The 12,735-nt window shown below is 65.6% G+C and carries 13 protein-coding genes and 1 tRNA gene; 7 read left to right on the top strand and 7 right to left on the bottom strand.

Annotation, left to right across the window (positions count from 1 at the left end; translation table 11 throughout):
- Window positions 1-2: 2 nt before the first annotated feature.
- The 6 genes from AC1RVY_RS18315 to folC form a co-directional block, all read right to left on the bottom strand.
- Window positions 3-75: transfer RNA gene (locus AC1RVY_RS18315), tRNA-Ala, on the bottom strand.
- A gap of 65 nt (window positions 76-140) precedes the next feature.
- Window positions 141-1,568, bottom strand: a complete 1,428-nt coding sequence (gene gltX, locus AC1RVY_RS18320; RefSeq protein ID WP_369642355.1) for a glutamate--tRNA ligase — start codon at window positions 1,566-1,568, stop codon at window positions 141-143.
- A 128-nt stretch (window positions 1,569-1,696) separates the two neighbouring features.
- The gene (purF, locus tag AC1RVY_RS18325; RefSeq protein WP_218338764.1) at window positions 1,697-3,202 is read right to left on the bottom strand and encodes an amidophosphoribosyltransferase; all 1,506 of its coding nucleotides are present in this window, start codon (window positions 3,200-3,202) and stop codon (window positions 1,697-1,699) included.
- Between the two features lie 78 nt (window positions 3,203-3,280).
- Entirely contained in the window at window positions 3,281-3,769 is a 489-nt protein-coding gene (locus tag AC1RVY_RS18330; protein WP_492807602.1) for a CvpA family protein, read from the bottom strand.
- 24 nt (window positions 3,770-3,793) lie between these two features.
- Complete coding sequence (locus AC1RVY_RS18335) at window positions 3,794-4,621, bottom strand: SPOR domain-containing protein (RefSeq protein ID WP_492807604.1); 828 nt, start codon at window positions 4,619-4,621, stop codon at window positions 3,794-3,796.
- Between the two features lie 22 nt (window positions 4,622-4,643).
- The gene (folC, locus tag AC1RVY_RS18340) at window positions 4,644-5,969 is read right to left on the bottom strand and encodes a bifunctional tetrahydrofolate synthase/dihydrofolate synthase (RefSeq protein ID WP_218297512.1); all 1,326 of its coding nucleotides are present in this window, start codon (window positions 5,967-5,969) and stop codon (window positions 4,644-4,646) included.
- Window positions 5,970-6,017: 48 nt separating this feature from the next.
- Between folC and AC1RVY_RS18345 the strand changes: the two genes are divergently transcribed.
- The 4 genes from AC1RVY_RS18345 to argG all read left to right on the top strand — a co-directional run bounded on the left by AC1RVY_RS18345 (window position 6,018) and on the right by argG (window position 9,038).
- Window positions 6,018-6,404 carry an arsenate reductase gene (locus AC1RVY_RS18345; protein ID WP_218297513.1) on the top strand — a complete coding sequence of 129 codons (387 nt, stop codon included), beginning with the start codon at window positions 6,018-6,020 and terminating at the stop codon, window positions 6,402-6,404.
- 134 nt (window positions 6,405-6,538) lie between these two features.
- A complete protein-coding gene (locus AC1RVY_RS18350) occupies window positions 6,539-7,192 on the top strand; it encodes a glycine zipper 2TM domain-containing protein (RefSeq protein WP_218297514.1) in 654 nt (217 codons plus the stop codon).
- 151 nt (window positions 7,193-7,343) lie between these two features.
- Window positions 7,344-7,661: a pyrimidine/purine nucleoside phosphorylase gene (ppnP, locus tag AC1RVY_RS18355; RefSeq protein WP_218297515.1), complete on the top strand. Its 318-nt coding sequence runs from the start codon at window positions 7,344-7,346 to the stop codon at window positions 7,659-7,661.
- A gap of 39 nt (window positions 7,662-7,700) precedes the next feature.
- Complete coding sequence (argG, locus tag AC1RVY_RS18360; RefSeq protein WP_218297516.1) at window positions 7,701-9,038, top strand: argininosuccinate synthase; 1,338 nt, start codon at window positions 7,701-7,703, stop codon at window positions 9,036-9,038.
- A gap of 197 nt (window positions 9,039-9,235) precedes the next feature.
- On the opposite strand, the gene murB is transcribed toward argG, so the two are convergent.
- Window positions 9,236-10,309, bottom strand: coding sequence for a UDP-N-acetylmuramate dehydrogenase (murB, locus tag AC1RVY_RS18365; protein WP_492246201.1), 1,074 nt, complete (start codon window positions 10,307-10,309; stop codon window positions 9,236-9,238).
- A gap of 73 nt (window positions 10,310-10,382) precedes the next feature.
- Between murB and AC1RVY_RS18370 the strand changes: the two genes are divergently transcribed.
- From AC1RVY_RS18370 to AC1RVY_RS18380, 3 genes are all read left to right on the top strand, one after another.
- A complete protein-coding gene (locus AC1RVY_RS18370) occupies window positions 10,383-10,868 on the top strand; it encodes a YajQ family cyclic di-GMP-binding protein (protein WP_218297518.1) in 486 nt (161 codons plus the stop codon).
- Between the two features lie 142 nt (window positions 10,869-11,010).
- The gene (locus tag AC1RVY_RS18375; RefSeq protein ID WP_492246200.1) at window positions 11,011-11,658 is read left to right on the top strand and encodes a retropepsin-like aspartic protease family protein; all 648 of its coding nucleotides are present in this window, start codon (window positions 11,011-11,013) and stop codon (window positions 11,656-11,658) included.
- A gap of 19 nt (window positions 11,659-11,677) precedes the next feature.
- Window positions 11,678-12,697: an HD-GYP domain-containing protein gene (locus AC1RVY_RS18380; RefSeq protein ID WP_218297520.1), complete on the top strand. Its 1,020-nt coding sequence runs from the start codon at window positions 11,678-11,680 to the stop codon at window positions 12,695-12,697.
- The last annotated feature ends 38 nt before the right edge of the window (window positions 12,698-12,735 follow it).

Below are 12,735 nucleotides of genomic sequence, written 5' to 3' on the forward strand. Positions count from 1 at the left end.
GGTGGAGGTAAACGGGATCGAACCGATGACCTCTTGCATGCCATGCAAGCGCTCTCCCAGCTGAGCTATACCCCCACTGAATGACTCGAAACACACTGTGTTTGTTGTCATCATCTGAGCCTTGAATTATAGACAGATTTTTAGCGGTTTCGCAAACGCGCTACAACTTTTTCACGTCCGACCAATTCCAGCACGGCATCGACCGACGGAGTGTGGGCCGTGCCCACGGTCAGAACCCGCGCAGGCATGGCCAGTTGCGGCATTTTCAGTCCCTGGCTGGCAAGCACCTGCTTGAATGCAGCGCTGATGGAAGCCTTGTCCCATTCGCAGGCGGCCAGCGCATCGGCCAGCGCATCGAGCGCCGGGGCAATGGCTTCGGTGACGTGCTGTGCGCGCTCGGCATCCACCGGGGTCACGTCACCGTAAAACACCTGGGCCCAGTTGGCGAGCGCCACCGTCGTGTCGCACCGGTCCTTGAACAGCGCGCAGATCCGCGCGAGCCGGCCGTCGGCCAGTGCCTGGGCCGTAATACCGCGCTGCTGCAATTGCGGCGCCACCAGGGCGGCCAGCGCATCGTCGGCCATGGCCTTCAGGTGCTGGGCGTTCACCCAGCGCAGCTTGGCCTCGTCGAACTGGGCTGCGCTGCGGCCCAGGTGGTCCAGGTTGAACCATTCCAGGAACTGCGCGCGGCTGAATATCTCGTCGTCGCCGTGGCTCCAGCCCAGGCGCGCCAGGTAGTTGACCATGGCGTCGGGCAGGTAGCCCTCATCGCGGTACTGCGTGACGGGCTTGGCGCCATTGCGCTTGCTCATCTTCTCGCCCTGCTCGTTCAGCACGGTGGGCAGGTGGGCATACACCGGCGGTTCCTTGCCCAGGGCGCGGAAGATGTTGATCTGGCGCGGCGTGTTGTTCACATGGTCGTCGCCACGGATCACGTGCGTGATCTCCATGTCGATATCGTCCACCACGACGCAGAAGTTATAGGTAGGCGTGCCGTCGGGGCGCGCAATCACCAGGTCGTCGAGCTCGTCGTTGCTGATCTCGATGCGGCCCTTGACCTTGTCGTCCCATGCCACCACGCCGCCTTGCGGGTTCTTGAAGCGCAGCACGGGCTGGACGCCTTGCGGCACGGGCGGCAGGGTCTTGCCGGCCTCGGGGCGCCAGGTGCCGTCATACCGGGGTTTTTCCTTGGCGGCCATCTGCTTCTCGCGCAAGGCATCCAGCTCGGCCACGCTCATGTAGCAGGAGTACACATGGCCCGCCGCCTGCAGGTCGGCCAGCACCGCCTTGTAGCGGTCCATGCGCTGCATCTGATAGAACGGCCCCTCGTCGTGGTCCAGGCCCAGCCAGCGCATGCCCTCGATGATCACATCCACGGCGGCCTGGCTGGAACGCTCGAGGTCGGTGTCTTCAATGCGCAGGATGAAATCCCCGTCCGTCGCCCGCGCGAAGGCCCAGGGATAAAGGGCCGAACGGATGTTGCCCAGGTGGATGAAGCCCGTCGGTGACGGGGCGAAGCGGGTGCGCACGCGGCCCGTGCTGGAAGCAATGGTGGATGTTTCAGTCATGTCAATAAGTTCTGGCCCCTCTCGGGGCCAGTTTCAAGATTCAGTCCGTCCGAAGGCAGGGGCGCCAGGCCGCGCCCCTGCCCCGGTACCCGGCAATTCAGGGCAGGGCACAAGGCGCCCTCCCCCCGTCACGCCTCCTGCGCGTTCGGAAGCGCCAGGCGGGAAGTATCCTCCTCGCCCTCTTCCATGCCCACGCGCCCCTCGTTCAGGCGGGCGATGTCGGCGGCGGTGATATCCCCCGTGACGTACACGCCGTCAAAGCACGATGCATCAAACCCCACGATGGACGCATTGAGCGAGCCCACGGCCTTCTTCATGCCATCCACATCCTGGTAGATCAGCGCATCGCAGCCGATGGCCTGGCGGATCTCTTCGACCGTGCGGCCGTGTGCCACGAGCTCGCTGCTGGTGGGCATGTCGATGCCGTACACGTTCGGGTAGCGCACCGGCGGGGCGGCGCTGGCCAGGTACACCTTGCGGGCGCCAGCGTCGCGCGCCATCTGCACGATTTCGCGGCTGGTGGTGCCGCGCACGATGGAATCATCCACCAGCAGCACATTGCGGCCCTTGAACTCGCTGGCGATCACATTGAGCTTCTGGCGCACGGACTTCTTGCGCACGCCCTGCCCCGGCATGATGAAGGTGCGGCCGACGTAGCGGTTCTTGACGAAACCTTCACGGTACGGAATACCCAAAAGGTGCGCCAGCTGTGTGGCGCTCGGACGGCTCGACTCGGGGATCGGGATGATCACGTCGATCTCATTGGGCGGCACGGTGGACACCACGCGCTTGGCCAGCGCTTCGCCGAGGTTCAGGCGGGCCTGGTAGACCGAAATCCCGTCGAGCACCGAGTCGGGACGCGCGAGGTACACGAACTCGAAGATGCACGGATTGAGCTGCGGGTTTTCCGCGCACTGGCTGGCATGCACCTTGCCATCGAGCGTGATGAAGATCGCCTCGCCAGGATCGATGTTGCGCTCGAACACATGCGAGGTGCCCTCCAGCGCCACCGACTCGCTGCCCACCATCACGGTGCCATCCTGGCTGCGCCCCATGGCCAGCGGGCGGATGCCATGCGGGTCACGAAAGGCCAGCAGACCATGGCCGGCGATCAGCGCGATCACGGCGTAGGAGCCCTTGATGCGCTTGTGCACGGCTCGCACCGCCGTGAAGACGTCCTCGGGCTGCAGCGGCACGCCGCGAGTCGACCGCTCCAGCTCATGCGCGAACACGTTCAGCAGGACCTCGGAGTCGCTTTCAGTGTTCGTGTGCCGGTGGTCGGTCAGGAACAGTTCGGTGCGCAGCTCGCGGGCATTGGTCAGGTTGCCGTTGTGCACCAGCACGATGCCAAAGGGGGCGTTGACGTAGAACGGCTGGGCTTCTTCCTCGCTGTAGGCGTTGCCTGCGGTCGGATAGCGCACCTGGCCCAGGCCCACATTGCCCGGCAGCGCCCGCATGTTGCGGGTGCGAAACACATCGCGCACCATGCCCTTGGCCTTGTGCATGAAGAATTTGCGGCCCTGCTGGGTCACGATGCCCGCTGCGTCCTGGCCGCGGTGCTGCAGGAGCAGCAATGCGTCATAGATCAGCTGATTGACGGGCGCTGGACTGACGACGCCGACGATTCCACACATAGTTGTATTCCATCCGTTTGCGGGAACAGCCCCGCGGCAACCTCGCAGCAGCAGCCTCTGGCCACTGCCGCATCGATATCAAGAAGGCAGATGCCTTCCAAATTCTTCCGGCAACGCCGGTTTCAAGCCCTTGAGCACTTCGGCCAGCAACGGTGCCCCCTGCGACTCCTGCCACCACGGCGCTTCTCGCAGGGGCGTGAGTCCGGCCACCACGGCCACCGCCAGCAGCAGCATCGCCCCTCGCAGCACTCCGAAAACGGCCCCCAGCGTGCGGTCCGCCGGACGCAGGCCGATGGAGTCCACCAGCTTCTTGATCAGCCAGGTCACGAACCCACAGGCAAATACCGAGGCGACAAACACCACCACGAAACCCACCGCATAGCGCAGCGAGCCCGCCGATTCGCCCATGGGCAGCACCGCCGCCATGTCCTCGGCAAACCACTGCGCCACGAAGAACGACACCACCCACCCCAGCAGGGACAGCACCTCGAACACCAGACCGCGCCAGGCGCCGATCAGCATCGATGCCAGCAGCACCGCCACGAAAATCCAGTCCAGGGCAGCCACGGATACGCTCAGCCTGCGCGCGCCTTACAGCGACAGCACGGACGCGGACAGGTCCAGCGCCTTGATCCGGGCTGCCGCCTTGTCGGCTTCGGCACGGTCGGCGAACGGCCCCACGCGAACCCGCGTGCGTTTTCCGTCCTTGGTATCCACCACCTGGGTATAGGTTTTCATGCCGGCGCGCTCCACCTTGGTGCGCGCTTCCCGGGCCTTGTCCGCGTCCGCGAAGGCACCGACCTGCACGATAAACCGGTTTTCATCGGCCTTGGCGGCAGCACCCACGGATTCCGCCGGACGGCCTTCCAGCAAGGCACGGGCGCGCGCAGCGTCGTCCGGACGCGGTGCTGCGGGCTTGTGTTCAGGCACGGGTTTGGGCTCAGGCCTGGGTTCGGGCTTTGCTTCCGGCTTGGCAGGCGTGACCGCCGCGGCCGGCCTGGATGCCGCGGGGCGCGACCCCTGCACCAGTTCCTCGCCCTCCGTCAGGCCATTGCCGGCCACGTTGCCACGTGCGGGGGGGGCCGGACGCTGGGCAGGCGCCTCCGGAGCCGTGGGTGTCGCAGGCCTGGGCGCTGGCGCTTCGGCCACGGGCCCGGGCACCACCAGGGGAGCGACCTTGTTGCGGTCCGGAATTTCGATGGGAATGTCCACCGGAATCGGGCGGGGCTGCGTGTCGAACAGCATCGGAAATCCGATCACCCCGATCAACACCAGGACGGCCGCGCCGATCAGCCGGTGGCGCGCACGCCGGCGCATCACTTCGATGCTCTCGGCCTGCGGGGTGCGCGGACGCTTGGACGGCTTTTCGGCCTGAGGTTGCTCACTGTGACCGGGCCACCGAAACTTGAAAAATGCCATGGAGTAACGACTCGTGCGGACCTTATGCGCCCAGATGTTTGGCGTGCAGGCGAGGTGTTCCATTGATCAGCACACCGCCCACCGTGTAAAACGAGCCAAAGACCACGATTCTATCAGCGGGGTCCGCCGCGGCGACTGCCGCCTGCAGGGCATCCATGGGGTCCGGGTGCAAGGTCGAGGTGACGTCGCGGCGCCCGCCCGCCACCATCTGCACGGCATTCCATTTCTGCTGCAGCACGGCGGCCGTCTCGGCCCGGGGCGTGGGCAGATTGGTGAAGTACCAGCGGTCGATCAGCGGCCCTACCTTGGCCAGCATGGGGGCCAGGTCCTTGTCGGCCATGGCCCCGAAGACCGCGTGGGTCGTGGGAAAGAAGCCCATGGCGTCCAGGTTGGCCGTGAGCGCGGCCACCGAGTGCGGGTTGTGCGCCACGTCCAGCACCAGCGTGGGCTGGCCAGGCACGATCTGGAACCGTCCCGGCAACTCCACCATGGCCAGGCCATTGCGCACCGCCTGGGCCGTCACCGGCAGGCGTTCGCGCAGGGCTTCCAGCGCGGCCAGCACGCCCGAGGCATTGATCAGCTGGTTCGCGCCACGCAGCGATGGATAGGCCAGCCCCGCGTAGCGGCGACCCCGGCCGGCCCAGTTCCACTGCAGCTTGTCGCCCGAGAAATTGAAATCCTTGCCGAACCGCCACAGATCAGCCCCGATTTCGAGGGCGTGGTCGGCGATGCTCTGCGGCGCCATGGGGTCGCTCACGATCACCGGGCGCCCCGTGCGCATGATGCCGGCCTTTTCCCGGCCGATGCTCTCGCGGTCCGGCCCGAGGAACTCGGTGTGGTCGATGTCGATGCTGGTGATGACGGCGCAATCGGCATCAATGATGTTGGTGGCATCCAGCCGCCCCCCGAGGCCCACTTCAAGGATGGCCACATCCAGCCGGGAATGGCTCATCAGGCGCAGGATGGCCAGCGTGGTGAATTCGAAGTAAGTAAGGGAGACTTCATCGCCATTTTGGGTCCTGGCGCTTTCCACAGCTTCGAAATGCGCTATCAGGTCCGAAGCAGGAATGATCTCGCCATGCACACGGCACCGTTCCTCGAAATGCACGAGGTGGGGCGATGTGTACACCCCGGTGCGGTAGCCCGCCTGCAGGGCCACGGCTTCCAGCATGGCGCAGGTGGAGCCTTTTCCATTGGTACCCGCCACGGTGACCACGGGGCAGTCGAACCGCAAGGCCATCCGGCGCGCCACTTCACGGACGCGGTCCAGGCCCATCTCGATATTGCGGGGGTGAAGCTGTTCGCAGTGGCGAAGCCAGCCTTCCAGGGTGTGGATTTTGGTATGCATACAGGGCGGGATTGTCGCCCAGGCCGCAATTGGCGGATGATGCGCGGCATGACAACCTCACACATCACCGTCTACGGCATTCCCAACTGCGACACCGTCAAGAAATCCCGCGCCTGGTTCACGGAACAGGGGCTGGACTACGCGTTCCATGATTTCAAGAAACAGGGCGTTCCCGCCGCCCGCCTCCCCGGCTGGATGTTGGCCGTCGGCTGGGAGAAGCTGGTCAATCGCCAGGGAACCACCTGGCGCAAGCTGGACTCGAACGTCCAGGCAGCCGTGCAAGGCGAAGACAGCGCCAGTGCCCTGATGCAGGCCCAGCCCAGCGTGATCAAGCGCCCGGTGGTCGAGTGGCAGCAGGGTGGCAAGACCCACATCTCGGTGGGTTTTGCCCCCGATCAGTGGCAAACCTGGATGGAACGGCCTGCGGCCGCGTGAATCAAGCGCACAGACCGGGGAAATTGCACAAATCTTTACGCAGATTTACGGCGACCAGGCCCTGGATTGACCTTGCCGGCCTAAACTTTTCCACAGTCTGGTGCGTTATGTACCGACCCGAAAGGAGTTTCTCCATGAAAAAGATCGTCATTTTTTCCGCCATGGCGGCCATCGCCACCATGGCCAGCGCGCAGGAGCAGGGCCGCGTGCTCTCCGCCACCCCCGTCGTGCAGCAGGTCGCCACGCCGCAGCAGGTGTGCGGCAATGAAACGGTGTACAGCGGCAACCGCACCAGTGGCGCTGGCGCCGTGATGGGCGCCATTGCCGGTGGCGCCGCCGGCAATGCCATCGGCAAAGGCAGCGGCCGTGCCGCCGCCACCGCCATCGGCGTGCTGGGCGGTGCCGTGCTGGGCAACCAGATCGAAGGCGGACAGCCCCAGTACCAGAACGTGCAGCGTTGCACCACCGAGACGTACTACGAAAATCGCACGGTCGGCTACGACGTGGTCTATGAGTACGCCGGGCGCCAGTACACCACCCGCACCCAGACGGATCCGGGCCGCTGGATTCCCTTGAGCGTGCAGCCCGCGGGCCAGACCTACTCCACGCAGCCCGACCCGTACGCTTCGCAAGGCGTGTACAGCCAGCCTGGCGTGGTGACCTCCACCTATCCCGCGCAACCGGTGTACCAGCAGCCCACCTATGTGACGCCGCCCGTCACCGTGATCGAATACGGCTACGACAGCCGCCCGTACTACCCGCACCACCGCAATCCCTACTGGCGCTGAGCCCCTGGCGCCAGCCATCGCAAAGAGCCCTTCGGGGCTCTTTTGCTTGGGCGATCTGCGGGCGGGGGGTTTTTAGTGGGGCCCCGCCAGCCAGGCCGCCGCCCCCCTGCCCTAAAATCGCGGGTTTCCTCCAACCTTATCCAGCGCACCCATGACCACCGAAAAAATCGACGGCGTGTCCGTCACCACCCAGGCCAATGTGTACTTTGACGGCAAGTGCGTGAGCCACGGCATCACCTTCCCCGATGGCACGAAGAAGTCGGTGGGCGTGGTGCTGCCAGCGACACTCACTTTCAACACCGGCGCGCCGGAAATCATGGAATGCGTGGCGGGCTCGTGCGAGTACAAGCTGGCGGGCACCGACAACTGGGTGAAGTCCTCCGCTGGCGAGAAGTTCAGCGTGCCAGGCAACTCCAAGTTCGACATCCGCGTGACCGAGGCCTACCACTACATCTGCCATTTCGGCTGAACCGGCATTTCCATCGACAAGAACAACGGACGACCGCACATGGCCACCATTCTCCAAAACCTGCCCCTGGGGCAAAAAGTCGGCATCGCCTTCTCGGGCGGCCTGGACACCAGCGCAGCCCTGCACTGGATGAAGCTCAAGGGCGCCGTGCCCTACGCCTACACCGCCAACCTGGGCCAGCCCGACGAACCCGACTACGACGCCATCCCCCGCAAGGCGATGGAGTACGGCGCCGAGAAGGCCCGCCTGGTCGACTGCCGCACGCAGCTGGCCCACGAAGGCATCGCCGCGCTGCAGGCCGGCGCCTTCCACATCTCCACCGGTGGCCTGACCTACTTCAACACCACGCCGCTGGGCCGTGCCGTGACTGGCACCATGCTCGTGGCGGCGATGAAGGAAGACGACGTCAACATCTGGGGCGATGGCTCGACCTTCAAGGGCAACGACATCGAGCGCTTCTACCGCTACGGCCTGCTCACCAACCCCTCGCTCAAGATCTACAAGCCCTGGCTGGACCAGCTGTTCATCGACGAGCTGGGCGGCCGCGCCGAGATGTCGGCGTTCATGACCCAGGCCGGATTCGGCTACAAGATGAGCGCCGAGAAGGCCTACAGCACCGACAGCAACATGCTGGGCGCCACGCACGAGGCCAAGGACCTGGAGTTCCTGTCCAGCGGCATCCGCATCGTCAACCCCATCATGGGTGTGGCGTTCTGGAAGGACGAAGTGACCGTCAAAGCCGAGGAAGTCTCGGTGCGCTTTGAAGAAGGCCAGCCCGTGGCCCTCAACGGCGTGGAGTTCAACGACCCGGTGGAACTGATCCTCGAAGCCAACCGCATCGGCGGGCGCCACGGCCTGGGCATGAGCGACCAGATCGAGAACCGCATCATCGAAGCCAAGAGCCGCGGCATCTACGAGGCCCCGGGCCTGGCGCTGCTGCACATCGCCTACGAGCGCCTGGTGACCGGCATCCACAACGAAGACACCATCGAGCAGTACCGCATGAACGGCCTGAAGCTGGGCCGCCTGCTGTACCAGGGCCGCTGGTTCGACCCGCAGGCCATCATGCTGCGCGAGACCGCCCAGCGCTGGGTGGCGCGCGCCGTGACCGGCACCGTGACGCTGGAGCTGCGCCGTGGCAACGACTACTCGCTGCTCAACACCGAATCGCCCAACCTGACCTACGCACCCGAGCGCCTGTCGATGGAAAAGGTGGAAGACGCGCCGTTCAGCCCGCTGGACCGCATCGGCCAGCTGACCATGCGCAACCTGGACATCTCGGACACCCGCGACAAGCTGGGCGTGTACTCGCGCGCCGGCCTGCTGTCGCTGGGTGGCAATGCGGCACTGGCGCAGCTGGAAAACGACCGCAAGTGATGCTGGCAAGGGCGCGGGCGGCCGGGAGCACGCCCGCCTCCGCGCCCTGCCAAACAGGCACAAAAACATGCCCTGCCGCTGGACAGGCAAGCGCGAAAAGCTATCAAATAAATAGCAAAGCCACCGATCAGGTGGCTTTTTTTTATGCGGCTCCGGCTGCCGGTGTTCTGGCGGACTCCGGGTGCCTGTGCAGAAGGCTATACCACCACGGGCTCGGGCTCCAGCCGGATGCCGAAGCGCTCGTACACGCTGGTCTGGATGGCCTTGGCCAGGGTCATCACCTCGCCGCCGGTCACGCTGTCGGCACCCCGCCCCCGGTTGACCAGCACGAGGGCCTGCTTTTCATACACGCCGGCCTTGCCGATGGACTTGCCCTTCCAGCCGCAGGCATCGATCAGCCAGCCCGCGGCCAGCTTGATGCTGCCGTCGGGCATGGGGTAGTGCACGATGCGCGGCTCGCGCGCGATGATGTCGGCGCACTGGTCCGGCGACACCGTGGGGTTCTTGAAGAAACTGCCCGCATTGCCCACCACGGCCGGGTCGGGCAGCTTGGCGCGGCGGATGTCGCAGACCCAGCCGAAGATCTGCCGCGCCGTGGGATGCTCCACGCCCTCTTCCATGCGGCGGCGCTCCAGGTCGAGGTAGCCCAGCACCGGTTTCCAGGGCTTGGGCAGGCGAAACCGCACATGGGTGATCACCGCCCGGCCTTCCAGGCCCATGCCGCGCGGCAACCCGCCCGCATCCAGTGCCTCCGACGGCGCATGCTTGAACACCGAATCCCGGTAGCCAAAGCCGCACTGGGCGGCATCCAGCGTGAACGACCGGCCCGTGGCCAGGTCCATCGCGTCCAGCGACTCGAAGCGATCCTGCAGTTCCACGCCATACGCGCCGATGTTCTGCACGGGTGCAGCCCCCACGGTGCCCGGGATCAGCGCCAGATTCTCCAGGCCCGCATAGCCCTGCTCCAACGTCCAGGCCACGCAGTCGTGCCAGACCTCGCCCGCGCCCGCCTCCACGATCCAGGCCTTGGGCGTGTCCTCCACCAGGCGCAGGCCCTTGATCTCCATCTTGAGCACGACGGGTTTCACATCGCCCGTCAGGATGATGTTGCTGCCGCCGCCCAGGACGAATTTGGGCGCCGCGGCCAGATCGGAATCGTTCAGCACGGCCAGCACATCGGCCGCCGAGTGCACGCGCACCAGGGTTTGGGCACGCGCAGCGATGCCAAAGGTGTTCCAGGGCTGCAAAGGGGCGTTTTTCTCGACTACCATTGGCCCGATTGTCGCACCGGGCCCTTCCGGCCCCCTGCGAATTGCACCGTTTCCCCTGAGATTGAGAGCCACCATGCCATCTTTTGACACCGTCTGCGAAGCCAACCTCGTCGAAGTGAAAAACGCGGTCGAGAACACGGCCAAGGAAATCGCCACCCGCTTCGACTTCAAGGGCACTTCGGCCAGCATCGAGATCAAGGACAAGGACATCACGCTGATCGGCGACGCCGACTTCCAGCTCACCCAGATCGAGGACGTGCTGCGCAACAAGCTCACCAAGCGCAACGTCGATGTGCGCTTTCTCGACCTGGGCGATGTCCAGAAAATGGGTGGCGACAAGGTCAAGCAGGTCATCAAGGTGCGCAATGGCATCGAGAGCGAGCTGGCCAAGAAGATCCAGAAGCTGCTCAAGGAGAGCAAGCTCAAGGTGCAGGGCGCCATCCAGGAAGACAAGGTGCGCGTGACCGGCGCCAAGCGCGACGACCTGCAGGCGGCCATGGCGCTCATCCGCAAGGACGTGACCGACGTGCCCCTGTCCTTCGACAACTTCCGCGACTGAGATGGAGCACCCCCTGAGTCGCTTCGCGCCTTCCCCGTCCAGGGGGACGACGCCCTCGCTGCGGGGCGGCCCTGGCTTGGCGTCCCTCACCTGGGCCGCGCCAGTTCCGAGGTACGGGGGAGGCGCACAGCGCCATCAACGAATGACGATCCACTCCTTTGCCCTGGCCGCGCTGGTTGCTCTGTGCTTGGCCCCGTCCTGGGCTCATGCGCAGGCGGTGGCGCTGGCGGGCATGCTGGGCAGCAAGGCCTTGCTGGTGGTGGATGCCACCCCCCCCAAGGCGGTGGGTGCTGGGGATGAGTACCAGGGCGTCAAGGTCATTACCGTCACCAAAGAAGAAGCCACCGTCGAAGTCAAGGGAGCGCGCCGCACCCTGCGGCTGGGCGAGGCCCCCGTGAGCGTGGGCAGCCGGGGAGGCAGCGGCAAGCGCATTGTGCTGATGGCCGACAGCCGCGGGCATTTCGTCAACAGCGGCACGATCAACGGCCGCGTGATGCAGTACATGGTCGACACGGGCGCCTCCACTGTGGCCATCGGGCGGCCCGACGCGGAGCGGATGGGCCTGAACTACCAGAGCGGCCAGCCCGTGCGCATGAGCACCGCCAACGGGGTGGCGCAAGGGTGGCGCATGAAGCTCGACTCGGTGCGCATCGGCGACGTCGAGGTGTTCGGGGTCGAAGCCGTCATCACCTCGCAGGCCATGCCCTACGTGCTGCTGGGCAACAGCTTCCTGACCGAGTTCCAGATGACCCGCATCAATGACCAGATGGTGCTGGAAAAGCGCAACTGAGCCCCCGACGCGCACCGCCATGTCCGTCCACCATCACGCCGGCCACCACCACGCCGAAGGCGAATACGAGGACCTGCTGAGCCTGTGGGCGGACCTGGAGTCCGCGCTGTCCGTGCTGCTGTCCCGCCCGCTGCAGGTGCAGGACTTCGCCGCCAAGGTGCGCCAGTTCGATGGCTGGCTGCAAGACCTGGTGGCGCACGATATCGACGCCGCCCTGTACCTGATGTTCCAGCTGGCCTCCACGTCCACCGTGGGCTACAGCGCCTCCCACGCCCTGGTGTGCGGCACGCTGTGCCACATCATGGCGCATGAACTGGAGTTGCCCGCGCGCGAGCGCGACAGCCTGGTGCGCGCGGCCTTGACCATGAACATCGGCATGACCGCCCTGCAGGACGAACTGGCCGAGCAGCGCGAGCGCCCCACCACGGCCCAGCAGGAGGCCATCAAGAGCCACCCGCTGGAAAGCCAGGCACTGCTGGAGCGCCTGTTCATCAATGACGCGCTCTGGCTGGACGTGGTCGGGCAGCACCACGCCAGCATTGCCGACCGTGTGCCGCTGGCCCAGCAAGAGCCCGAAGACCGCCTCACCCGCGTCCTGAGCACCATTGACCGCTACGCGGCCATGATCAGCCCGCGCAAGTCGCGCGCAGGCCGCAGCGCGACCGATTCGGTGCGCGCCCTCGTGGGCCAGGAGGTGGACCAGCGCGATGAAGTGAGCTACACCCTGGTGCGCTCCATCGGGCTGTGCCCGCCAGGCACCTTCGTGAAGCTCGACAACGGCGAGACGGCCATCGTGCTGCGCCGCAGCGAAAAGGCCAACCACCCTTTGGTGGCAAGCCTGCTGGACCGCAGCGGCCACCACCACGCCCAGCCCAGCCTGTACCAGACAGCCAGCGGAAAACCCCGCATCCAGTCCGCGCTGGCCCGCTCCGCCGTGGGGCTGGAGCTCAACCACCGCACCATGGTGCGCCTGGGACTGTATGCCGCACAGCACAGCGCGGGGCTGCGGGGACTCATCACCGGGCCAGGGTCCCTCTGACCCCGATGAAAAACCGGGTGGGGCCATGCAAAAAAAAG

It is taken from the genome of Acidovorax sp. GW821-FHT11A03 (assembly GCF_058809075.1).